The organism is Haladaptatus caseinilyticus (assembly GCF_026248685.1).
GTDB classification, from domain to species: Archaea; Halobacteriota; Halobacteria; order Halobacteriales; family Haladaptataceae; genus Haladaptatus; species Haladaptatus caseinilyticus.
Window position 1 is genome coordinate 1 of the sequence record NZ_CP111038.1, and the last position, 25,136, is coordinate 25,136.

A 25,136-nucleotide genomic window follows, 5' to 3' on the forward strand; every position below is an offset into this window, starting at 1 on the left:
GACAACCGTTATCGAAATAATGTTTGATGGTGCTGTCGTCTCTACCTCCAAAGATAACACTTCTTGTGCATCTGTACAATCGTGCGGTGGGGTAGTTGAGGTAACTATTGCGGTTTAGTTACCTATTGTTTCTAGAACCCCACTCTCAGCGTCTGAGCTACGGTTAAATCGCCTATACGAATGCGCAAGTCTGAGACAATAGGTGCAATAGGTACCTAACTTACCTTGGCTATCGTACCTATTGTATCTATTGTACCTATTGTATCTTAAGTATCTATCTCTGATAACGTAGATGTTTTGACAAGAGTTTACGCAGAGTCCACACTGTGTATCCTGTGTACCTCTGTTTGTTACAATAGGTGGTTCAGGTGCAATAGCTGAGATAGCTAAGCTACCTATTGTAACTTAGCCACCTACTTGCGGTACATTTATCTTTGATTAGTGAGATAGCTATCTCAACCGCCGAGATGAGCGAATTAGGCACAATAGGTGACTAATGTATACGAGGTGCCTATTGGAAACAGACGCTATGGCGGCTAATTCACACAATGGGAGCTAACGTAGACACTCCACGCGCTGTGAGCGTGGTCATTTTGAAAGGAGGCGTCGGCAAATCAACAATTTCGATGAACCTTGCGCGGCAACTCACCGAACGTGGCCGTGTCTTGTTTGCAGATCTCGATCCAAACGGACACGCGACCAACGGTCTCGGATTCGGTGACGTCTACAGAGGTGAGACGAACCTCGGTGACGTTATTCTTGACCAAGGAAACGCCACTGCTGCAGATCTCATTCAGGATACCGAATTCGGGTTTGACCTCCTTCCATCGTCGAACACGCTTGAAGACGTTGAAAAAGACCTTGCAGGTGCGCTTCAGGGATCCGCACGCGTCAAGACCAAAATTGTCGATCCGCTTCTCGGGGATCGATACGACTACATCGTGTTTGATTGCCCGGCTTACCCTGGGATGCTCAACAATAACGCATTGGTTGCATCTGGAAATGTTTTGATTCCTCTTGAGCCAGGTTCCAGTTCTATTGGCGGCTACAAACGCACGATGGAACGACTCATCACACCTTCGCAGGAATACATCGATATCGACGTGCTCGCACTAATCCCGAACAAACTTCGCGAGCGAATCGACCAACAAACCGAAGACCGCGAGCTGCTCGAAAATCTGAACACGGCGGAGACGACGGAAGGAAAGGTTCCGAATTTTGCACGCATCACGGCAGAACAGTTCGACGCGATCGACAACGGAGAGCTGCAACCACCGAAGCCTGGTATCCGATACAGTGCAGCACTTTCAAAATCGCTCAAAGAACATCAACCACTGCTGGATTATGACCCCGAAAACAGCCAAATCGAGAACTTCAAAGAACTGGCATCGATCGTCGTAAACGGTGGTGTCGAGCGATGACTGATGCAAACCCTTTCGACGACCTGAGCGGCGTTGACAACGAAGATGCAGGGGAAGAACCATCCGAAACCCCTCCGGAATCCTTCTCGAAATTAGAAGCTGATTCTCCACAAGTAGAGGAACAATCGACAGTCGAGACGACAGCGTCATCGGAATCGTTACAAAGCGAGTCGACTACGAATATCTCTGGCCCACCGTTCGAATATTCGGAGGTTCGTCAACGTCCATTGTATGCTCGGGGAGATACGTGGGACGAATTTGAAGATGCAGTTGGGATTTCAGTTGTCCCAGAACTGCGTCGACAAGGCATTCGAGATGAAGAAAAGCGTGAAATTCACGATGCCGTTCTCACGCTCGCGGTGGAAGAACCCGAGCGACTCGTCGAGATTATTGCTGAGCGACGTCAATAACGTGATTCTTTGCCGTATTACGGCAAGTGTTGATATCCTTGAGCTAGTTTGAGAAACCGTCTGTAGTAGGCTTTCGCTGGCGCAGACGTCGAATCTGCTTCGCTGAGGGCGGCGACCTTGCCAATTCCACTTCCGCTTACAAACAAAAATGGGGAAGTACATCACACACCACTACTTCCAACGTAAAACACCGAGAGAAGGGCCGTAGTTGTCATAGAATGGCAATCAAGCATCTATAAATCAGATATGGCTATATCAAAAATCGCTACAGAAGATGAGACTTTGTATAAGCAAGACGCACGTTTCGGAGGCTCTAGCAGTCAAAATCTGCCAGTTAGCTCTAGCAGAACGAGGAGAAAGCTGGCGAGAAGCGAGTGAGAACAGCGGAACCGCCGGGTTCAAACAGACCTGCCGCTCCCGAACAGCGGTCTCGGTCGGTGCTGGAGAACCAGCTATCCGATACCGCTCTCCCGGCGGACGAACTGGAGGACACGAGAGAAGGGGACGACTGGGCCGTCTTCGACGCCGAAAGCCTGTCGAACCAAGAGATCCACGAGTCGCCACACGTCGAACAGTAGGCACGCGAACGCGAAGTTGAAAAAACGCAGGACGGGCGACCGAGAAGTCGTCGGAACCGTGAACTGCCTGATGCTCTTGAACGAGTTCTCTACCGTCTAGCGGTTACGGTACCGACGAACGACCGACGCAACCGAGTGTAACACGTCGCGTTCCGTCCCACGCAGTCGATATCCGCGTTCTGCTCGAATACCGTAAACCGCCTCTGTTCCCCGTCGTGTCCAGTGTCTTCGGCGACCAGCCTCCCACGTCGGCGAACATCCGGCCCCAGTCGTCGTCTTTGACAAAATCCGTCGTATAAGTGCCGAGAACTAGTAACATAGGGCATCATCTATCGCTGTACATCTTCGTTGAATACAATATACCCTCCCGTGTATGTCCAACGGATGCAAAGGAAGACAAGTGCGCCGACCGAGTGGAAGCGTGGTTACCGACCGGGAACGTTCTCTATCGCGGCTTACGATTCAGAAGAGGAGTCGTTCGGCGTCGCCGTGGCAACCGGTATCGTCGCCGTGGGCGCGACGTGTCCATACGTTAGTGACACAGCCGCGGTCGTCACCCAATCGTTTACGAAAACGTCTCACGGGTCGGACGTCCTTTCACGGGTTGCGGACGGTGAAGGCATTGAGTCGGCATGTGAATCAGTGTTAGCGGAAGACAAATACTCGAACTACCGCCAACTACACGGCGTCAACCGGAACGGCGGGCAGTTTGCGTTCACTGGCGACGATTGCATCGAATGGTGCGGTTCAACGACTGGAGCGAACTACTCGGTAGCGGGGAACATGCTCAGCGATGCTGCCGTCATCGACGCAGTGAGCGATGCGTTTACCGCAGCCACCGGCCCACTCTCCGAACAGTTGCTTAGCGGCCTTGAGGCGGGGCAGAAAGCGGGTGGAGACAAGCGGGGAAAAGTGAGTTCGGCGTTGCTCGTTCACGCACCCGAGCCGAAATTGTATCATAACCTTCGAATCGACGCTGCCGAGCAACCGATTCGAGAACTTCGTGAACTATACGAGACAGCGCGGGAGACCGAACGAAATTTGCAGGACGAAACTGCCCGACAGTTAGGTTCGTATCCGGACGAAATTCTCGAGTTCGGAGTAAAATACTGACTCTATAGTTCAATCATCGGATTCCGGTTCAACCGACCCAATAAGCGATTGGCGCTCGCTCATCTTCTCTCTCGACAGAAGGCAGGATATACGATGGCCAGAGCCGGAGTCTATTTCTTCCAGATTTGGTTCAGTTCGTTCACAAACTTCGCCAATTTTCTTCGGACAGCGGGTCTGGAACGGGCATCCCGATGGCGGATTCAGCGGACTCGGAACGCTCCCTTCGAGCAGGATGCGGTCGGTCTTCTGTGCCGGGTTGGCGTGTGGAACTGCCGATAGAAGACTCTCCGTGTAGGGGTGAAATGGCGGCGAGAATATCTGTTCGACCGTGCCAAACTCGGCTATTTTCCCGAGATACATCACCGCGATTCGGTCACAGATGTGTTGGACAACGCCGATATTGTGGGAGATGAACAGGTACGAGAGCCCGTACTCCGCCTGAATCTCGTTGAGGAGGTTCAATATCTGAGCCTGCACCGATACATCGAGCGCCGAAACCGGTTCGTCGCAGACGATGAGTTTCGGTTCGACGGCGAGCGCGTGTGCAATAGCAATACGTTGCTGTTGCCCGCCAGAGAACTGATGCGGATATTTATTGACCGCGTCCGGTGAGAGACCGACGCGCGTCAGTAACTCCCGCGTGCGCTGACGCTTTGCATTGCCGGTCGCGATGTCGTGTCGCTCCATCGCTCGCCCGATAATCTGCCCTACCGTCTTTCGCGGGTTGAGAGAGCTGTGCGGATCCTGAAATATCATCTGCATTTCGCGTCGAAGACTTCGAACCTCCGTACTACTCATTTCGTGTACGGGTTCTCCCTCGAAGTAAACCTCTCCCTCGGTCGGTTCGAGGAGCTTGAGTGCGGTTCGCGCGACGGTCGATTTTCCACATCCGCTTTCCCCGACAAGACCCACCGTCTCACCCTCGTAGATGTCGAAGTCGATGCCATCGACAGCCTTGACGGCCCGCCGTTCGAGTTTTGGCAGGCCACCGTCGGAACGCGTGAGTGTGAATTCGCCCAGGAATCCGTCTCCCGCAGCGAAATGCTTCTTCAGATTCTTCACTGCGAACAGCGGCTCGCCGCTTCGATGGAGGTCCTTCCGCTTGTTTCTCGAGTTCGTAGGTTCGTATCCCTGACTGAGATCGAGTTCGTCCGCATGGATACACGCTGCACGAGAAGTCGTCCCTGTCGCCGGGGCAAGCGTGGGGTTTCCACCGGTCCGACAGGCGTCAGTAGCGTATGAACACCGGGGTGCGAAGTTACAGCCCTGCGGCAGATCGGTGAGATCCGGCATCGCTCCGTCGAGCGTTGGAAGGTCGTCGTATTGAATGTCTGGTTGAGGAATCGAATCGATTAGCCCACGCGTGTACGGATGTTGCGGATTTCGAAACAGCTCGTCGAGCGCTGCAGTTTCAACGAGGTTCCCTGCGTACATCACTCCCACGTGATCACACGTTTGGGCGACGACACCCAGATTGTGTGTAATCATCAAGATGGCCATCCCCTTTTCGTCCTGCAATTCGTTCAACAGATCGAGGATCTTCGCCTGCGTCGTCACGTCAAGCGCCGTCGTCGGTTCGTCCGCGATGATTAAATCCGGTTTACAGGAGAGTCCGATGGCGATGAGGACGCGTTGGCGCATGCCTCCGGAAAATTCGTGTGGGTAATCGTCGAAGCGTTCCGCAGCATCCGGAATTTCGACGTCGCGCATCACCTCGATAGCCTGTTCGCGCGCTGCCGGTCGGTCGCTATCCTGGTGGTGCATTATTGTCTCGACGATCTGCTCGCCGACCGTAAGAACCGGATTGAGTGACGACATCGGATCTTGCGGAATGAGTGCAATCTTGTTTCCACGTACCGTCCGCATCGCTTTCTCGGAGAACTCCAGTAAATTCTCTCCGTCGAAGATGACCTCGCCGCCAGCGATTTCTCCGGGTGAATCGACGAGTTGTAACAACGAACGTGCGGTCACGCTCTTTCCGGCACCACTTTCGCCGACCAAACCCATTGTCTCGCCCGTATCAAGGGCAAACGATACATCATTGGCGGCAACGACTGTTCCGTCCTCCGTCAGGAACTCCGTCCTGAGGTTTCGAACTTGGAGGAGCGGCGACCGCCCATCGTCTATGTTTTTGCAGTTCATTCTATCGAATCCACCTTGGGGTCGAGAACGTCTCTGAGGCCATCACCGAGCAGATTGAACCCGATGACGGTAATCGCGATTGCGATACCAGGGAAGATGATTATCCAGGGTGCAGATTGCATAAATCCCCGTCCGGTGTTAATCATCAGTCCCCACGACGGTGTCGGCGGTTGCGCACCGAGACCGAGGAACGACAGGCTTGCCTCCGCGAGCATCGCGAACGCGATGTTCAACGACCCTTGCACGAGCAGCGGGGCAGAGCAGTTCGGTAACACTTCCCGGAAGATGATGTGCGGATTGTTCTCCCCGCGGGCGATAGCCGACTCGACGTACGCCTCGTTTCGCTCGGACAACGTCGCGCTTCGGGCGACGCGAGCAATGTACGGCGTGTACACGAACGCTAGCGCAATAATGACGTTCGTGAGATCCGGACCGAGGACTACCATCAGAGTCAGTGCGAGGAGGATTGGTGGGAAGGACATCGCGGCGTCCATAAACCGCATCAGCAACTCATCGATAAGCCCACCGTAGTAGCCGGAGACGAGCCCGATTATCGTCCCGATCAAGAGCGCGCCAGTGATGGCGCCGAAGCCGACGTACAGCGAAATTCGACTGCCCATCACGACGCGACTGAAGATATCTCGGCCGAGATCGTCGGTTCCAAACGGATGGTCGACCGACGGCGGTTGTGTTCGATCCGCAACGGACGTCGTATCGATTGCGTAGGGTGCGATGACAGGTGCGAAAATAGCGATGACGACGAGCGCAACCACGATGAAGAGCCCGATCATCGCCTTCGTATTGCTCCTGAACTGCCGCGTGAACCGTTGGAGGCGCTCTATCCGCGCGGACGTGACCGTCGAGTTCGACGTTGAGGTCGCCATCAGTCCTCACCTCCGTAGCGAATCCGCGGGTCGAAGTAGCCGTAGAGGATGTCCGCCGCGAGGTTTGAGAGCATGTACATCAGCGCGACGACGATGATACAACCTTGCAACAGCGGGATGTCCCGACTTTGAATGGCGGTCAGCGTCAGCCTGCCAATGCCCGGCCAGAAGAACACCTCCTCTAGAACGACGACACCACCAAACGCGTAGCTGAACTGAAACGCGATAACCGTGATGACGGGAATGATGGCGTTTCGGAGCGCGTGTTTGAGGACGATGATGCGTTGCGTCATCCCCTTAGAACGTGCTAGTTTGATGTACTCTTCCGACATGACCTCGAGCATCGATGACCGGGTCATGCGCATGATATAGGCGGTGAGGGCGAATCCCATCGCCGACGCCGGGAGGACGAGATGAGTAAGCGTTCCTACTGGGTCTTCGTTCGGCGGGACATAGCCTCCTGTCGGGAAGATGTTCAGCCACACGGCAAAAACGAGGATGAACACGAGTCCCCACAGGAAGATCGGGATGGAAACGCCGATGAATCCGAACATCGACGCGAAGAGATCGGGTGCCTCATTTTGTTTTACCGCAGCGACAACGCCGAGCGGCAGCGCCAGGAAAACCGCGATGAACGTCGCCGCCCCGGCGAGCATGAGCGATTTCGGCAGTTTCTCAGCGATGAGCGTCACGACTGGGTCGCCAAACCGGAGTGACGTTCCCATATCACCCTGTAAGATCCCAATCACCCAATCTACGTACTGGAGATGTAGCGGCTTATCGAGACCCAGTTGCGCCTGTAACGCCTGAATGGATTGGTCAGTCGCGTTCGGCCCGAGGATGAGCAACGCGACATCTCCGGGCAAAATCGTCGTGACGATGAATGTGATTAACGTCACGAACAGGAGGGTCAGCGTCATGAACCCCAATCGTCTGAGTAGATAGTTAGACATGGACATTGTCGTTCCTCCAGTTACCCGTTGAGCCAGTTATCTTGGAATCGGAGTGTCGAACCGTCGGGTGCGCCGATTTTGCCCTTGTATTTCGTCGAACCACTGTACAGGTTCGCCTGCCACCAGAGCAGGAGGTGACCCGCGCGCTCCTCGTGCAGAATCTCGGTTGCCTTGTGATAGAGATCCGCACGCTTCTGTTCGTCGTACATGTGCCGAGCCTTCTCAACCAGTTCATTGTACTCCTCGTTTTCCCATCCGGTGAAGAAGAACGCTCCATCCGGATGGAGGAACTTGTAGAAGGACACGTCCGGGTAGTTGAGTGCGAGATACGAACTGGTTGTCGCCTCGAAATTCTGCTTACTGTACACGTCCGAGAGCCACGTGCTCCACGTTATTTTCTGGATGTTGAGGTTGATGCCGACGTCCGATGCCTGATCGGAGATGACTTTCGCCCCCTGCACTTGCGTCGGGTAGGACTGTGGAATCTTGAACGAAACCGAGAATCCGTTCGCCATTCCCGCCTTCTTCAGGTGCTCTTTGGCCTTTTCGAGGTTTCGTGGGCGTGGTTTCACGTCCGGATTCACCCACGGACTGTCAGGTGCTGCGGGCGTCGCGGCGGGTTTGCCAGTACCGTACAGCGCCGCCTCCGTTATCTCTTCCTTGTCGATCGCGTAGTCGAGCGCGAGGCGAGCATGTTTATTGTTGAACGGCTTCTTATTGCAGTTCAGCCCGAGGTAAACGAGAGCTTTCGGAAACTGCTTTTCGAACCGGACGGAGGAATCGTTCTTGAGCGACTCAACGTCTTTCGGCGGAACGCCGTTGATAAAGTCGTACTCCCCCGCGCGGAACGACTGGAGGCGCACGCTTGGATCAGTTATTTCACTTTTGACGATTTTGTCGAGGAAGGGGCCGCCATCTTCGCTAGCATTCCAGTACTCGTCGAATTTCGTCATCGTGAACGAAGTCTCTACCTCATGACTCTCGAACTGGTAGGGGCCCGTCCCGATGGGTTCCCCGATTTTCTCCTTGTTCGTCTGTTCCTTTGGTACGATGTGCATCTCTCCAGTCGCCATCCGTGAGATGAACGGTGCAAACGGCTCCGACAACTGCACGATGAAGGTTTGGTCGTCCGGATTTTCCATCGAGTCAACAAACTCGAAGAAGCCGCTGGCGAGATAATCGCCGTTAGCGATTCTCTCGTAGGTTGCGATCACGTCATCGGAGGTCATCTCCTTCCCATTGTGGAATTTCACTCCCTTCTGAAGCGTGAACTCCAGCTTCGTATTGTCCTCGGAAGTAGTCCAATCCTTCGCGAGATGCGGTTGTAGCGAATAGTCAAAGTCTAGTTTGATGAGAGGTTCGGTGATGTTTTCGAGCACTCGGTTCGTTGCCGCGGCGCTCTCGAGATGCGGATCCAGCCCCTGAACTGGAACGGCACCTCCCCATTGCAGCGTGCCGCCTGATTGTGGCTTCCCGTTGGCTCCATTGTTGCCGCCGGAGTTGTCAGAATCGCTTCCTCCGAGACAACCAGCGAGCGCAACTGGAATTCCAGTGGCCGACGCAGCGAGGAACGCTCGGCGGTCAAGCCTCCTGCCACTAGCGGCGTGGCTGTTATTTTCAAAGTTTCGCCTATTACTATCGCTTGGCATAGAGAAACACACTCAGACACCCATAATATAGTTTATGGAATTATCGATCATCGTATTAGTGAACAAAAGATTTCCACTCCTTATGACAGCCAACAATCGTAGTAGATGGGCACTCCACGCGACGAGTTGCAACGGAACTACAAAATGCAACATTTCTTTTTATTTGAGAAACAGTTAAATAGATCGATACGGCAACTTGCCTAGATAGGCATGCAGATAAGCGAGCACCGGCTGCGACGTGATATCGAAGCTAATGCGGAGTTCGGTTCCGTCGTGGTTGAAAGCGGTCACGGTCGGTCTGTTCTCACCGGTACGGAGGCGGACAGAAAGGCACGAGAGTATTTTTGCGAACGGTTGCGGGACGCTGGTCTCGCCATTCGGGTTGACCGGGTGGGAAACATCGTAGGGCGGTGGACTCCCGAAAGCGCTGACCCAACTGCAAAGCCGGTAGCCGCTGGGAGTCATCTTGACTCGGTTCCAGACGGTGGTATCTTCGATGGGCCCCTTGGAATATACGCGGCACTAGAAAGCGTCCGAGCGATGCAAGATGCAGGAGTCACCCCGACTCGTCCAATCGAGGTCGTTTGTTTTACCGAAGAGGAGGGTCAGCGTTTCGACGGTGGATTGTTGGGTTCGGCCGTCGCTGCTGGCGAGATGACTCCGGAAACGGCACTTGCGCTCGAGGACGACTCCGGAGTGACGCTCAAATCCGCCCTTGACGAAATCGGCTTTCACGGAGAAGGTCAATTAGTGGCCGACGAATGGCACGCATGGCTGGAACTTCACATCGAACAGAGCGAGCGTCTCGAAGAGGCAAATGTCCCCGCTGGAATCGTAACGACGATCACTGGACTTTCCCGCTGCGCCATCGAGATTACCGGCGAGGCGAATCACGCAGGCTCGACGCCCATGAGGGATCGGTCAGACGCGCTCACCGCCGGGAGCGAATTCGTTCTCGATCTCGAGAATACTGCCCGTGAGTGTGCCGATTCGGTATCGGCTACTGCCGTCGCCACCGTCGGCAAACTTCGCGTTCGACCGAATGCACCGAACGTCATTCCGGGGCACATCGAATTGAGCCTCGATGTCCGCGATATCGAAGTTGGTTCCATCGAGCGGATCATCGACGGCGCAAAGGAAAGTCTCGAGCGAATCGAGACCGAATGTGACATCGTTACCGAATTCGAGCGCCCGTGGAATCGGCGCCCGATTCCGATGAGCGACCGCTGTCGTAATGCTTTGCGCGCTGCGGGGGAGGCGGCAGACATCAATACGCAGGAGCTCCACTCCGGAGCAGCTCACGATACGATGCACGTCGCGAAAGTCACGGACGCTGGATTGCTCTTTGCGCCGTCACGAAACGGAATTTCGCACAATCCGCTGGAGTGGACGGATTGGGACGATTGTGCTGCATCGACACAGGTTCTCGGTGGTGCGCTGAAACGACTCGCCTGCGAATAGTACCGTTTGCGAGCGAGCGAATTATCATATCACTCGAAAGAGCCCCCATTGAGAGGGTTTAGTCCCTAGTACGGTGTTCGTGCACAGAGAGCTGAATACGATGCCATTGCCAAATTCCGACTGTTAGTCCGTTACATCCCGTTTTCGTACAGTAATTAGTTCGGTTGGCATACAAGCGGAGAATTGTCTCAAAAGAGAACGGCTTCGAACTTTGAACCCGGTCGTACAGTCTATCTACTCTACAAATTTTACGGAGAGAGATATTCTACTTGGAGACATCCGAAAAATAGGGACTGAGGGGAATTGTGCCAGGAATCTGTTTACACGCATTCTGAACGATATTAATCGAGATATTCGTCCGAATTCTTGGAAAATCGCCGGAGTAAGATGCCATACGGGATCTATTCTCTTTCTAACATAATGATGTGTGGTGCGGTAGCAGCCTCTGCTATCGATTCCGTTCGGTGGAAGTATTTGCACCATATGCAAACAGTTTTACGGTAGGTTTTGGTACGACATAACATGGCAGATCGAACCGAAACCAGCTCGTCAAGGACGTTGAAAACAGTTACAAGAGCGTTCGACGTGATTCGGGCGCTAGAAGAGTTAGATGGAGCGCGCGTCACCGAACTCGCCGACCACCTCGACATGTCAAAGAGCGCGGTTTACAACCACCTCACGACGCTTCGCGATAACAAATTCGTGATTCAGGAGGGAACCACGTACTCGTTGTCGCTGCAGTTTCTCCTTCTCGGCGAGTACGTTCGTAACCAGAACAAATTATACGAGATCGGCAAATCGGAGATAGAAAAACTAGCGGACGAGACAGGAGAATACGCCCACCTCGCCACCGAACAGCATGGGCTCAATGTGAACCTCTATAAAGTACGAGGGGAGAAGGCAGTCGGAAGCGAGTACCAGACGAGCAAATTGCAAAAGCCGGACTATTTGCACTTCTCGGGGACTGGAAAGTCGATTCTCGCGTTTCTTCCCTCCGATCACGTGGACGAGATCGTCGACCGCTACGGGTTGATCCGTAAGACAGAGAATACGATCACCGACCGTGAGGCACTATTCACGGAACTTGAACGGATTCGAGAACGGGGATATGCGTACAACGACGAGGAAGAAATTGAGGGTCTAAAAGCAATCGGTGCGCCAGTTCTGGATAGAAACGGTCGCGTTCTCGGCTCGCTTAGTATTTCGGGACCGACCAACCGAATGAACGAAACGGAGTACCACAACATGGTTGTCGAGAAGGTGGTGAACGCGGCGAACGTCATCGAAGTGAACATAAATATGTCCGAGAGCGAAACCAACCTTCCCAAATTCATCTAATTACCGTGAACCAATTACCTTCCCTTGTAATGGAAGTTTTCCCGCTGATATTTTAAGGTACTATCAATTACGATAGCAGTGTTGTAATGTCTCCGCAAAATATGAGCGGCCATTTATTGTTCGACCTTAAATTTCAATAATACAATATATAAGATAATTAATTATCTAATTGGATTTGTTAATATAGCAAGCAAGCTACCATTTTCGTAAACAAAGTCGCAATGTGTATGAAAAAGTCCCATTCATCTTGCTCGACTCGCTCAGAGCGATCGATTCGGAATGAACCACGACGCTCGAAACCGGGAGCAACTACATACCATCGCGAAACCGGTCGTCGACGAGTTCGCGAACGAAACGGGTGAGCGAGTCGCAATCGCACAAAAAGAGTACGGACGGGCAGGTTGGCTATACTACTCAGAGTCCTCTGAAGCAGTGACCACGGACGCACACATCGGCATTGACCTCGACCTATACTGTACGGCTATCGGAAAGATAATACTCGCATTCAACCCCGAACCGCGTACTAACGAGCTTCTCGCCGATTGTACTTTCAAGAGACGGACAGATAACACAGCGACTGACCGGAAGGAATTGCTTGACGAACTGCGAACCATCCGTGAACGAGGCGTTGCGTTCGACGACGAGGAACGGTTAGAAGGTGTTCGTGGCATTGCTGTTCCCGTTCACAATAGGGCTGACGACGTTCTCATCGGTGGACTGACTATAGCGGGAGCGACCACGAGATTAAAAAACGATTGGTATTGGGAGGAGCTTCCCGACCTTCTGAGCCGAGCGGCGAACATGATTGAAGTGAACTTCAACTATCGATAGTCCCATGATTTGGGACTCACCGGATTACGATTCTGTAGCCCGACGAAGCGACGTTAGAGGAAATAGTCTCGAGTCCGATTCGATGATATTCGGCTCCGCTCATAGGCTGCATCACCGGTAGTGTCTCACGCCTGGTCTCCGAAGTCGAGTCTATTATCTCTCAGCCACCATTACAACCCTACACATGTAACGTATTCTCGACTCATGAACATTTATCGAATTGTTGTTAGTCGGATAACCGAAGTATGAGTTGGGAATGATGACTCGAGACCGATACAAACGTGGTTTCTCAAACCAATCGTGAATCAACAGTGAGCAGACTCGTGAATCAGAAATAAAACAGTTAGATCAAGATCGGGTGGGGTCGAATCTCAGAGAGATGGTCAATGACGATGTATTCTACCGTGCTATCCGCCGAACTTGTGAATATTTCCGATTCTAAATTCGATATAGCCATATACGGTTTATAGATTGGTGTTTTTTCGATATGGGCTCTTTACTACTCGAAATCACTAAACAAGACCCCTCAGATGCTACTTCTGGTTAGCGCAGTAAGCAGAAGTGGAATACCTACGGGACTCTCAGGTCAATCTGTGCGCAGTTCGTAATGGAAACGCATCTCAGATTGCCTTCCTCACGCTCAACTTGCCCTCGTTCTGTTGCTATTGCTGGATACTGCGATCGGTTACATCACATGTACTCCTCCGAAAAAAGAGATTGGCCGATTACTAGCTGCTACCGGCTAGGAGCTCGTAACAAATCGGATGTCAAAGAATCCCGCTTTCACATTTCTGGATGCCGTGCTGTTCAGGGGGCTGGAACCGGTGATTCGTGATCGCGTCCAGCTTCACGTAGGCGCTCTTGTTCTGCTTCGGCGAGCGGCTCGTACTCGTTCGCTGCTTCAAGAATGTCCGCCACCAGGTTCGGATCGCCAGCGCTCGGGATGGTGGTCATACCTTGCGAGAGCGCGTAGCGGAAGCAGTCGACGAGTTCCTCTTTTGTATCGAACGGTTCATACCAGGTCTCATAGGGACGCTCATCCTCGGAAAGATCCTCGGGCCATGATTGTTTCGCGAAGCCTTTGATGCAGAGGGTACCGAGACCGCGCTCTTGGGCGAATTCAAGCACCGATCGGTAGTCGTATTCAGGACCTTTCTTTGAGTCGAGTGTGTAGTTGAACGGGAACATAACCGATTCCAGTTCAGGGATTCGTTTGATACTGGTGCGAATGATGCTCGGATCACCGTGGCTCGTCAGACCGATGTGACCGATAAGCCCCTCCTCTTTCGCTTCCTTGAATGCCTCCAACGCGCCAGGGTCGTGGTCGCCTTGTGACATCTCTGGGTGATAGTCGCCTGTGATAGTGTCCAGTTCATCATAGCGGGTTACTGCGTGGAACTGATACAGATCGATGTAATCGGTGTCGAGGCGCTCAAATGACTTGTGAAGTTCGCCCCAAGCGCCGTAGTAGGTACGCTCTTGGGTCTTGCATCCGAGAAAGATCTCGTCCCGGTGTTCGTTCAGCTTGGGGGCCAGCTTCACTTCGGCGTCACCATAGGTAGGAGCGACGTCGAAGTGATTGACGCCTGCATCGAGAACATCCTCCACCATTTGATTCGCGTCGTCTTGTTCGAGGAAATTCAGCGCGATTGCGCCGAACGTCAGGATCGAACTGTTGTGATCGATGTCGCCGAGTGGTCGAGTTTCCATGTATCCTATACTGGCTGGAGGTCACAAAATTCTATGTCTATTATCAAGATACTCTGACTGCTGTACGACAATAGCTATCATATAGCATTAGATTACTCCTCATAACTGATGCTGGAGCGGAAACCACCGTACGCCATACGCTTCTCGTCGAAGGGCATCTCTTCATCGAAACTTTCTGGTCCATTGCGGAATCGTCCATCACCCTCGCATTCACCTCGTCGCGGTGCTCTCGAGACTCGTACACAATGAATGAGAACACGACCGATTCGTTGTCCTCGGTTTCAGCGAGTTGGGGAAAGGTCCGCATCGACATGCCGTCCATGTCTGGCTCCATGTTGTCTCCCACCCCTTCGAAGTACTCTCCCATCGGGAGTTCCCTAGCTCCCCTTCCTGTTCAACCGCTTGTGAGCCGATATACTTCCTTCACAGAATTAACTAAAGACGATATTCTTCGAGTGATCTGTGAGTCCAAGTTTCCGGCAGTGACCGCTCGATGGGTCGTAGATACGGTTGAGATGGAGCGGCGGTCAGTACATCAACGGTTTGAGGAGCTGCGTGAGTGAGATGAGTTAGAACGTGGGAAGTTGAGTCTTCGATGAGTTTCTCTCGGATCATCGTAGGCAGGGATCGCACAGTTCGCTAATTCAGTTGGGTCTGCAGGCATCTGATGTTTTTTGGCAAGATGGGCCATCGCCTCGTATCCGACTTTGGGTCTATTCTCCGCTCTCGCAACAAAACCACAGCCACGGAGACAATCTAACTTGAAACTCATCACAAGCAAACCAAAACAGCAACGGCATATATACTCATGTGTAGATCAAGATAGACAGTAATACACACATTTAATTTTCACAATTAATAATCTACCTGCGAGATATGTTTTCTGCTCCAGAAGAGTGTGGAACACGTGAAACCCGGACACCAACGAAAGTGTGCAGACAAGTATGGTGCGGCGGTGGCTTCCGTGCTCAGGGTTGACCGTCAGTGAATGTTCCCCGAAGATCAACTTGTGACTCGCGTCTCTGCTCGCTCGGCAGTGGTCGGTGGTCCTCTTCGGGCACCGATTCCTTCGTGGCATCGATAAGTCGCTGATGGGTGCTTCGAACCGGCTCCCCATCCGCAGGCATGAGTTGTTTGTAGTTCCCATCAGCGTCCATCCGCCAGCGTTTACGGTTGTCCGAGAGCATGATGTCGAGAATCGTTTGTAGGTTCTCACGGAGGAGAGGATCCTCTACCGGCGCGACTGCTTCGATCCGTCGGTCCAGATTCCGGGTCATCCAGTCGGCCGACCCAATGTAGTAATCCGACTGCCCTCGATTATGGAAGTAAAAGATACGCGAATGTTCGAGAAACCGGCCAACAACGCTGTAGACAGCAATGTTCTCGCTTACACCCTCGATTCCGGGTCGGAGCCGACAAATGCCACGAACCAGGAGGTCGATATCGACACCCGCCATCGATGCCTCGTACAGTTCTCTGACCATTTTGGGGTCTTCGAGTGCATTCATCTTCGCGACGATTCTTGCCTCCGTCCCCTCACGGGCATGTTTGGCCTCCCGTCTGATACGTTGGACAAACTCCTCGCGCATGTTTTCGGGGGCAACGAGTAATTTTCGGTACTGCTCGTGCAGCGAGTGGCCCGTGAAGAAGTTAAATAGTTTGACGAGGTCTTGTCCGATATTACGATCCGACGTCAAGAGACCAAGGTCGGCGTAGGTCTTTGCTGTCTCTGAATGGTAGTTACCTGTGGAAACGTGTGAGTAAAGTTGGACACCGTCGTCCTCCTCCCGGACGACGAGTGTCGTCTTCGAGTGTGTCTTCAAGCCGATGGTGCCGTACGCCACGTGGATTCCCTCCTCTTCAAGCCGCTTGACCCACCGGAGGTTGTTTTCCTCGTCAAACCGTGCCTTCAGTTCGACCATCACGGCGACCTGTTTGCCGTTCTTCGCGGCTTCGATAAGACTCTCGATTACCTGTGAGTCTGACGCCGTCCGGTAGATGGCAGCTTTAATCGCCAATACTTCCGGGTCGTTGGCCGCCGTGTCGAGGAACTTCTGAACCGTACTCGAGAATGAGTGGTATGGATGGTGGATGAGGACATCCTTCTGGCGAATCTCCGCAAAGAGCTCTGATGGATGATCCAGAGTAATGTCTGCGAACCGAGGGTGTATCTGTGGCGTCCATGAGTCGAGTTTGAGTTCCGGGCGATTCAGATCCACTAGGTCGAAGAGGCCGCGGTAGTCGAGATGGCCTTCTAGTTCGAACACTTCGCGTTCGTCGACATCGAGTTGGTTGATGAGGAGTTCACGTGCCGCTGCAGGCATACTCGACGCGACTTCAAGTCGAACCACGGTCGCGAAGCGTCGCTGTCTGAGGACGTCTTCGATGACTTCGATAAGTCCTTCCGCTACTTCCTCGTTCCGCCTGACTTCGGCGTTTCGCGTGACACGAAACAGGGCAGTATCAACAATCTCGACATTCGGGAACAAGAGATCCAGATTCGCCTCGATGACCTGTTCAAGTGGGATATAGGTTATATCCTCGTCACTGTTTGCTTCGTCTATACGGCCGTCATCATCGTCTCCGAGTCCATCGAGACGGACGAATCGAGGACGGTTCTGTGGAATCTTCACTCGGGAGAATTTCAGCGTCTCGTCTGTTGCATCGTTGCGCGTGAGAACTGCCATCGAGAGGCTGAGATTAGAAATAAACGGAAACGGATGCGCCGGGTCAAACGTAAGCGGCGTCAGCGTTGGGAGGACGGAACTTTCGAAATACTGCCGTAGTAATTTCTGCTTTTCATATTCGAGTGTTTCGTGGTCGACGATGTGGATTCCCGCTTCGTCGAGGGCAGGTTTGATATCCTCATGATAGCAGCGATTTTGCATCTCGAACATCTCGTGGGTAGTCGAGAGGATTTCACGCCACTGCTGATCAGGGGTGCGGCCATCCGGTGTGCGTTCCGACACCCCAGCGGCCATCTGCTGTTTGAGTCCGCCAACACGTTTCATGAAGAACTCGTCCATGTTCTGCGTGAAGATCGAGAGGAACTTCACGCGCTCCAGAAGCGGGTTTCGGTCGTCGAGTGCTTCATGAAGTACTCGTCGTTGGAACGCGAGTTCGCTCAGTTCGCGGTTAAGATAGAACTCCGATGCCTCCAAGTCGACCGCTGTGGCTTGGTCACTGTCGTCCGCTAGCGTTTCGTTAAGTTCATTGTCGAGATCGGCGTCACTTCCGATGAGAATCTCGTCGACTGCCTCTCGCTCGGCCGGATTTGCTTTTGGGTCATGGCCGTTGGGATGAGCGTTTACGTGCTGTGCTGATTCGTCTACGTCTTCATCTGCCGTCATTTAGTCGGAACTTGCTTGTCGTCTGTTTCGGGGGTTGTGCTACACTGGAACGGAGCGGGGGTTGATGAACTTAGAATCCTTGCGGTGTTGGACCGTCCGGTCGACACCAACGCTGACGAGTTTGCCCTTCCGCCAGTCGTAGGCGGTCAACTCGCCCCCGTAGACACAGCCAGTGTCGAGGCCGACAGCGTACTCTCTGTGAACGGGTGCTTCAAGGACGGTATGGCCGAAGAAGACGCGCTCGGGACCCTCGTACTTATCCCACCAGAACGGTGGGTCGTAGCTTCCATCGGGAACGAGCGAGCGAGTGTTCTGCAGGTCGTCAACCGTGTGGTCTTCGCGGTCCATCTGAGGGTCGATCCCACCGTGGACGACAAGCGTGTCTTCCCACGAAATTGCGACTGGAAGGCCACGAATCCACTGGAGGTCTTCTTCGGTCAGATCGTCGACGACTTTGGTTCCCCGAAGTAGTTTCTCCTCGTTGTTTCCACGAATCGAGAGCATATTCGGTGATGAGCGGACGAGGTCGACAACACCGTGATTGTTGGGACCTTTCCTGATGAGATCCCCCACGAACACCACAAGGTCATCCTCGCTTGGGGCCAGTTCATTGAGGAGCGTCTCAAGTTCTGACAGACAGCCGTGGATATCGCCAATGATATAGATGTCGTCCCAGGCGTTGGCATCTACGTGTTGGTGCTGTGCTTCGATAGAATCGTTGAATCGAGGAGTCCGGCTCATAGAACTGTTCGTAGTAAAAGTGTGGCCGCTCACGCCAATAAACAACTTGCTAAGTTTGCTACATAGCAATATATAGCCGTAATTGATAAACAGTATCGTGGAATAGAGGTATCAATGTCGCAACGGCCGATAAAACAATTCGCCCGTAAAAACAAAATCATCGCTTATCGGCTTGTATCCCGGCGATTTCAGCACCTCAAGCGCCTTTCTTGTTCGGGTACAAATTGAACTTGAATGATTCCTCTTTGTCGTCACTCCACTTGTCGAGATATGGTGAATACGTGGTTATCTCTGCATTGTATGTTTGTGTGTTTACCGTCAAAAGGCGGAACCAACCATCCCCGCCGTTATCGATCGTTTGGTAATCCATGAACATCTGGGTGGTACGATTGCCTTCTGCATGGGCGGTACGTCGTGCAACGTATGAGCCAGTGATATGGTGCCCAGAGTGAACATTCGCTAGATTCTCGTGGTAGCGCAATTCAGATTGCCACATCTGCTCTCCGTTGTTGTAGTTGCTGCCTTCAGGGAGGCCTCCACCTTCGTACCAGTTCGGGGCGAAGTTGTCGTTCGCATCCGTTCGGGTGCCGTCGTGATATGTGTATGTATGCGTGACGAGAAACGCGGTCGCTTCAGCATAGGTTTCCAGAAGCTGGCCGGCCCACTTCAACACCGCGTCACGCGGCCCGAACTCCAGCGTGAGGAAGAGAAATTGCTCCCCATGAATCTCTTGGAGGAAATAGGCGTTTTCGGCATATCCCTCGAACGTCCCCCAGTCAAGGATCGTCTCGTTGCTCTCCTTGGTCTCCTTATAGCGGGTCGCCGGGAACCGACTGCGAAATGTTTGCGGATCTCGGATATTGTCTGCATCGTGGTTCCCAAGCGACAGCACGGTTGGGATATTCGCGTCGTCCATTCTGCCGATTGCATCTTGTGCAACATCCCATTCGGCATCGTTGTCTGATCCGTAACTCTGTACGATGTCCCCTTCGTGCAGGAACATCTGGATATTGTACTGCTCCTTATTATCGGCGACCCATTGACCCATCTGCTCAAAGATGCCATTATCCTGCTGTGCATAGTACTGCGTATCTGGGAAGATTGCAACGCTGAACTCGGTGCTAGAGTCAACAGTTGGTTCGCTACTCTCACTCGCACGCTGCGCTGCAGTTCGGTGACTTGCCGTGAACCCCAGTCCGCCAAGGCCGCCGACGAACGCCAGTGTCTGGCGTCGTGTTGCAGACGGTGCGTTCCGCTGATTCGATTCTGCAGCACTCTCTGTGTGAGCTTCTGACATCGATTTCGCAGATGAATGCCCGTTAGATAGTGCTTTATAATATTTCTATTTACAAGAAATAATGGTCCGTAGAATGCTGGGTAGCTCGTCCCGTTCCACATCATCGAACGGTTGGCGTTCGACGCACAGCAGTACCTTGCGGAACGCGAGGCTGGTACACTTTCATCCAGGGAGAAATACTGTACGGGTGACCCGATTCAGCTCTCGGAAAACCAGCAGGGCTGGCACGATTTCGTCCCTGCCCGCCCAACGAGATTACTTCTGCTCATCAATATCTCAACCAGTTTGCCTACATTCGCCGGGATTGGGCTTGGAGTTATCCTCACCAATGTCAATATCGTTGGTGTCAAGCAAGCCGTTTAGTTGCAGGCAGGGATCGTCAGTTTTGTTTTTCTCGTACTCAACCATGATGTCTGTGAGAAATAGTGTCACACTGGACGAACCGAGGATCTATTATAAACGTTCAAGAACGCTTTCTCTCTTTCTTAGTGCGATGTCCGGTGAATATACTCGTCGTGACGCAATAGCTATCCTAACTGTTTCCGGGTTAGGCGGTATCGCGAGCACCTCCGCGGCCGCTCGTCGCGGGAATGACGACCATGACCATGAGGACGAACAGTCGCTCAACCGCTTGGCAACCACGGTTCGAGGCGCAGAAATCACCGGGATGTATCTCACACAGCCTGGTCGGTTTTTCTTCAACATCCAACACCCCAGTGATGCCAATGACAAACCCTATAACAAGGGTACTGTCGGAGCACTCGTCGGAGCGAACCTGCACGCCCTTCCCCAGGATTTTGCAAGCGTACAAGTTCCTGACAACAAAGAAGAAGCCGAAACGGTTCACACTGCCGTCGGCCAGTATCAAGCGCTAGCGACCGGCGGCGACGAGACGGATAACGGAAAGAAACTCGGTATCCCGTACTCCGCAGACGGTGAACCGATGACGGACGGAAATAGTCCCGACTATAACGGATTCATTCCCGGCGACCATCCGAACGAAGGCTATCTCTTTACGAATTGGGAGACTCGACCCGGGATGGTCAGCCGACTCCACCTTCGAATGCGCGGTCGACAGGGAAAAAGCACGAACCACAAATGGGAGGTTCTCGGGAGCCAGAACCTCAACTTCCGTGACGTTGAAGGCACCTGGAACAATTGCTTTGGAACGGTTACGCCGTGGACTACACCACTGACCTCCGAAGAATACGAGCCAAGTGCTGCTGACTGGTACAATCCAGGCAACGGCGCGCGCGAGCGGATGTCGGAGTACCTCGGCCGGACAGCGAATCCGTATCGGTACGGCTACGTCATCGAAATTGATGAACCGACTGGCGATGCAACGCCCGTCAAGCAGTTTGCAATGGGCCGGTTCTCGCACGAGAACGCGGTCGTGATGCCAGACCGACAAACGGTGTACCTGAGCGACGATGGCACCGGGACGGTCTTTTTCAAGTTCGTGGCAGACACCCCCGGCGATCTCTCCGCCGGGACGCTCTACGCTGCAAAAGCAACTCAAGACGCCGGAAACGACGTCGCAACCACTGGGTTCGATCTCGAATGGATCGAACTCGCCCATGGCACGAACGATCAGATTGAATCGTGGATCACCGAGTACGACGACCAAGAGCCGGGAACGAATGCCGACTACATCACCGATGAAGAAGTTGCTCGATGGGCACGCGGAAATGCGGACGACGATCGAGCCGCGTTCCTCGAAGCGCGCAAAGCGGCCGCCGCAAAGGGCGCGACGAACGAATTCCGCAAGATGGAAGGCGTGAACATCAAGCGGAACGCCAAGCCCGGCGACTATCTGTACATGGCGATGTCGAATACAAACAAAACGATGCTCTCGAACGAGGATGCGCCGGCGAAGCACGACGATCCGCAGGACGAAATCAGACTTGAGGGCAACGAATGGGGAGCGGTCTATCGCATGCAACTCGGTGCTGACTACAACGTGGGCCGAATGGAGCCGGTCGTGACGGGTGGCCCGAACGCGAATATCTGTGGTGGCTGTCCGTACGATGCTCGACCTAACTCGGCCAGCACTGTCTGCCAGGACTGTGAACACAACCCTACAAAGGAGGACGAGAGTGGCATGGTCGGAAAAGGAATGCAGTCGATGAAGCAGGCATTCTCGAGTCAAGAGAGCTATGATCCCGAGAACACGATTTCCGAACCCGACAACATCGTCGTGATGGATGACGGTCGAGTGATCATCGGTGAAGACACCGGTAATGAGGGTCACGACCCACCAAACATGATCTGGGTGTACAACCCGAGTTAATCACATAATTGTGAAATATTCTCCGAAACGATCACAACACTTATTTGATTTTTTGCAGTAAATAACGATTCGTCATCCGCAAACCTATGTCAATAATTTAATAACAGAGGTACTGCAGCGATAAAATTTTTATGAGCGGTCAGATCCTTAGAAACGCTGGCTAACCAAGTATTTTGTCAGTCATAGATTCCTCCGTGGTACTCTTCTGGCACTTCATCATGGTATAATATATCAAAAATATAATCACGCATATAGAGATGTATTGCTTAATCTAAACCCTTCTAAACTAGACTCACGTTGATATAGATCTATTATAAACCTTCATACTTGGTCGATTGAGCTATTGTGTGCGTAAAATGACAGAACCTGACAATGGAAATAAGATGGATGCCCAACAAACCACCTTTCTTTCTACTAAACGACGCGACTTCCTGCGCAATGCAACAGGCGTCGCAGGCCTGACCACGTTCGGAACCACTGGCCTCGCCACCGCAAAGAGTGAGGAAGCTGGCCGTTTCGGCGACGATCCCTTCCAACTCGGCGTTGCCTCCGGTGATCCTCTTCCTGACTCGGTCGTGCTCTGGACGCGCCTTGCTCCGAAACCACTCCAAGCTGATGGGGGCATGCCCGATCAAAACATCGAAGTTCAGTGGAAACTCGCAGCGAACAAAAAGAATGGCAAAGTCCAGAATGTCGTCCAAGACGGCACTGTGTATGCCCGCCCAGAACATGCCCACTCCGTGCACGTTGAACCAGAGGGCTTGGAACCGAACACCGAGTACTACTATCAATTCAAAGTAAGCACCTACCAGAGCCCAATCGGTCGGACGAAAACCGCACAAGCACCAGGTTCAGCGGTTGACGAACTTAACTTTGCGTTTGCCTCCTGCCAAAACTATCCCTCCGGGTACTACACTTCCCACCAGCACCTTGCTGAGGAAGACCTTGATGTAGCATTCCACCTCGGCGACTACATCTACGAGGGAGACGCACAGGGTTCTCTTGGTCGTGGCTATAAGCCACCGCATCAATGTGAAACCCTGTCTGATTACCGAATCCGTCATGCCCAGCACAAGACGGATCCAAACCTCCAAGACTCACATGCCGCCTTCCCGTGGATCCTCACATGGGATGATCACGAAGTCGAGAACAACTACGCTGACGAGGACGACGGTGCGCCCCCTGAAGAGTTTCTCAAGCGACGAGCCGCTGCGTACCAGGCCTACTGGGAGCACATGCCCCTCCGCCGAAAGCGACGGCCTGACGGCCCGGATCTCCCTCTCTATCGCCGGTTCACTTTCGGTGAAATTGCTGAGTTCAATGTGCTGGACACGAGGCAGTATCGCGATGACCAAACCTCGTCGTCCGAGGAAGCAAAAGACCCCGAGCGAACAATCCTCGGCGATGAGCAAGAGCAGTGGCTGCTTGACGGATTCGACAGTTCTAGTTCTAAGTGGAATGTCCTAGCAAATCAGGTTCCGTTCGCAGCAAGGGATAACAACTCGGATCCTGACGAAGTAGACTTCGGTGGTGGCGACAAATGGGATGGCTATCGAGCCGACCGGCAAACCATCTTGGATTCCATGACCGAGCATCCGGATTTGAATCCAATCGTCATTACGGGCGACGTTCATCGAAGCTACGTCTATAATCTCAAGTCTGACTTCTCGGATCCCGACTCCCAAACGGTCGGAACTGAATATGTCGGGTCTTCGATTTCCTCGGGTGGCGATTCAAGTGGCACGACAACATATGGTGATCGCGAAAACACCCCGTGGCGCAAATTCTACAACAATAACCGCGGGTATGTCCGGTGTACGCTGACGCCCGAGGAGTGTCGCACTGACTATCGAGTCGTCTCAACCGTCAGAGAGCCGACTGCATCCGTGAATACCATTGCCTCATTCCTTACCGAAGCAGGAAATCCAGGAGCACAACTCATCACCGCGCAGGTTGACTTCACTGCTCCTGATTCGTATGATTCATCTAGTGGGTCGGCCGAATCGTTTGAAATCACCGCCGCGTTTACCAATCCTGCAGGTGCGGACGCCGAGGCAAACACAATGGAGGGTGTCAATCTCGATGTCTCAGGATTCCCAGATGGATGGTCTGTGAAAGCTAATACCGCAACCCAGTTTGATACCGTTTCAAATGGTGAAACTGTCACCACAAGCTGGAATGTAACCCCTGACGACACACCTGATGGTGACGTGAAACTTGAATTAGAAACAACATACGATATCGGGAGCGAAAGCTATCGGCATGTGTTTCAGGAGCAGATGAGTGAGGTTCAGATTGCGTATTGGAAGTTCGAGAATAGTAACGAGGACAGCTCAAGCTACGATCACACCTTCTCGCTCAGAAACGGTGCCAGATATGACGATCAAGCCGCTGTCGAAGGCGAGTACTCGCTGCAATTGGATGGGACCGACGATTACATCCGAACGTCGAGTAGCGATTTTCTCCATGATGCATTCACCGAACGAACAGTATCCATGTGGGTGAAGCCTGATTCGACGGCAGGGACACAAAGCATCTACGACGAAGGTGGAAGCGCGAACGGCCTGGGGATGCGTATCAAAGACGACACCCTGGAAGCCGGTGTGATTGACAATAGAAACCTAAGCACTATCGAAAACCCGTTCACTCGGACGGATTGGGTACACGTTGCTGTGGTGTTTGACACGGGCTCGCTTACACTCTACGTTGACGGAAGTGAAGTAGCATCGAAAGCGGATGTTGGCTTCGAGAGCGTCTCTTCCCACGGTGACGAAGGCGAAATCGGTCGCTCCGGTGGGAGCTCGTCTCAGGACGTGTGGGATACCACTGGGAACTACTTTGGTGGTCACATCGACGCCACATCCATCTATAGTACGGCTCTCTCCGCAGAGAAAATAGCAGAACTGTCAAATAAATACTGAACTGTTTTATCTAAATAATCGATTTTTGGAAGAACCGACATAGGAAT

General features: G+C 52.9%; 18 protein-coding genes. 9 read left to right on the forward strand and 9 right to left on the reverse strand.

Features of this window, described 5'->3' with window-relative positions; genetic code table 11:
* The first annotated feature begins 548 nt into the window (after positions 1-548).
* The 4 genes from OOF89_RS16275 (at position 549) to OOF89_RS16290 (ending at position 3,522) form a co-directional block, all read left to right on the forward strand.
* On the forward strand, positions 549-1,421 hold the full coding sequence (locus OOF89_RS16275) for a ParA family protein (protein WP_266080658.1): 873 nt from the start codon (positions 549-551) through the stop codon (positions 1,419-1,421).
* Positions 1,418-1,831: a hypothetical protein gene (locus OOF89_RS16280; protein ID WP_266080659.1), complete on the forward strand. Its 414-nt coding sequence runs from the start codon at positions 1,418-1,420 to the stop codon at positions 1,829-1,831. Before OOF89_RS16275 ends, OOF89_RS16280 begins: the two co-directional genes overlap by 4 nt.
* A 374-nt stretch (positions 1,832-2,205) precedes the next feature.
* Positions 2,206-2,409: a hypothetical protein gene (locus OOF89_RS16285; RefSeq protein WP_266080660.1), complete on the forward strand. Its 204-nt coding sequence runs from the start codon at positions 2,206-2,208 to the stop codon at positions 2,407-2,409.
* Positions 2,410-2,793: 384 nt separating this feature from the next.
* Positions 2,794-3,522: a DUF1028 domain-containing protein gene (locus OOF89_RS16290; RefSeq protein ID WP_266080661.1), complete on the forward strand. Its 729-nt coding sequence runs from the start codon at positions 2,794-2,796 to the stop codon at positions 3,520-3,522.
* Positions 3,523-3,531: 9 nt separating this feature from the next.
* Here OOF89_RS16290 and OOF89_RS16295 read toward each other — a convergent pair whose 3' ends face one another.
* Genes OOF89_RS16295 through OOF89_RS16310 form a run of 4 tightly spaced genes read right to left on the reverse strand, consistent with a single transcriptional unit; the run spans position 3,532 to position 9,150 of the window.
* Positions 3,532-5,664, reverse strand: coding sequence for a dipeptide ABC transporter ATP-binding protein (locus tag OOF89_RS16295; RefSeq protein ID WP_266080662.1), 2,133 nt, complete (start codon positions 5,662-5,664; stop codon positions 3,532-3,534).
* Positions 5,661-6,548, reverse strand: coding sequence for an ABC transporter permease (locus OOF89_RS16300; RefSeq protein WP_266080663.1), 888 nt, complete (start codon positions 6,546-6,548; stop codon positions 5,661-5,663). The genes OOF89_RS16295 and OOF89_RS16300 overlap by 4 nt, the downstream gene beginning before the upstream one ends.
* Positions 6,548-7,507, reverse strand: a complete 960-nt coding sequence (locus OOF89_RS16305; protein ID WP_266080664.1) for an ABC transporter permease — start codon at positions 7,505-7,507, stop codon at positions 6,548-6,550. The genes OOF89_RS16300 and OOF89_RS16305 overlap by 1 nt, the downstream gene beginning before the upstream one ends.
* Positions 7,508-7,521: 14 nt before the next feature.
* Positions 7,522-9,150, reverse strand: coding sequence for an ABC transporter substrate-binding protein (locus OOF89_RS16310; protein ID WP_266080665.1), 1,629 nt, complete (start codon positions 9,148-9,150; stop codon positions 7,522-7,524).
* Positions 9,151-9,360: 210 nt separating this feature from the next.
* Here OOF89_RS16310 and OOF89_RS16315 point away from each other — a divergent pair, with 210 nt between their 5' ends.
* The 3 genes from OOF89_RS16315 (at position 9,361) to OOF89_RS16325 (ending at position 12,780) form a co-directional block, all read left to right on the forward strand.
* The gene (locus OOF89_RS16315) at positions 9,361-10,611 is read left to right on the forward strand and encodes a Zn-dependent hydrolase (protein WP_266080666.1); all 1,251 of its coding nucleotides are present in this window, start codon (positions 9,361-9,363) and stop codon (positions 10,609-10,611) included.
* 522 nt (positions 10,612-11,133) lie between these two features.
* A complete protein-coding gene (locus OOF89_RS16320; RefSeq protein WP_266080667.1) occupies positions 11,134-11,949 on the forward strand; it encodes an IclR family transcriptional regulator in 816 nt (271 codons plus the stop codon).
* Positions 11,950-12,228: 279 nt separating this feature from the next.
* On the forward strand, positions 12,229-12,780 hold the full coding sequence (locus OOF89_RS16325) for an IclR family transcriptional regulator (protein WP_266080668.1): 552 nt from the start codon (positions 12,229-12,231) through the stop codon (positions 12,778-12,780).
* A gap of 807 nt (positions 12,781-13,587) precedes the next feature.
* Here OOF89_RS16325 and OOF89_RS16330 read toward each other — a convergent pair.
* The 5 genes from OOF89_RS16330 to OOF89_RS16350 form a co-directional block, all read right to left on the reverse strand.
* Positions 13,588-14,490 (reverse strand): aldo/keto reductase, encoded by a 903-nt coding sequence (locus tag OOF89_RS16330; protein WP_266080669.1) that lies wholly within the window; start codon positions 14,488-14,490, stop codon positions 13,588-13,590.
* A gap of 43 nt (positions 14,491-14,533) precedes the next feature.
* A complete protein-coding gene (locus OOF89_RS16335; protein WP_328517195.1) occupies positions 14,534-14,857 on the reverse strand; it encodes a DUF1428 family protein in 324 nt (107 codons plus the stop codon).
* Positions 14,858-15,458: 601 nt separating this feature from the next.
* Positions 15,459-17,840, reverse strand: coding sequence for a polyphosphate kinase 1 (ppk1, locus tag OOF89_RS16340; RefSeq protein ID WP_266080670.1), 2,382 nt, complete (start codon positions 17,838-17,840; stop codon positions 15,459-15,461).
* 39 nt (positions 17,841-17,879) lie between these two features.
* The gene (locus OOF89_RS16345) at positions 17,880-18,581 is read right to left on the reverse strand and encodes a metallophosphoesterase family protein (RefSeq protein WP_266080671.1); all 702 of its coding nucleotides are present in this window, start codon (positions 18,579-18,581) and stop codon (positions 17,880-17,882) included.
* Positions 18,582-18,777: 196 nt separating this feature from the next.
* The gene (locus tag OOF89_RS16350; RefSeq protein ID WP_266080672.1) at positions 18,778-19,878 is read right to left on the reverse strand and encodes a metallophosphoesterase; all 1,101 of its coding nucleotides are present in this window, start codon (positions 19,876-19,878) and stop codon (positions 18,778-18,780) included.
* A gap of 493 nt (positions 19,879-20,371) precedes the next feature.
* Here OOF89_RS16350 and OOF89_RS16355 point away from each other — a divergent pair, with 493 nt between their 5' ends.
* Positions 20,372-22,168: an alkaline phosphatase PhoX gene (locus OOF89_RS16355; protein ID WP_266080673.1), complete on the forward strand. Its 1,797-nt coding sequence runs from the start codon at positions 20,372-20,374 to the stop codon at positions 22,166-22,168.
* A gap of 356 nt (positions 22,169-22,524) precedes the next feature.
* Complete coding sequence (locus OOF89_RS16360; protein WP_266080674.1) at positions 22,525-25,089, forward strand: alkaline phosphatase D family protein; 2,565 nt, start codon at positions 22,525-22,527, stop codon at positions 25,087-25,089.
* Positions 25,090-25,136: the final 47 nt, after the last annotated feature.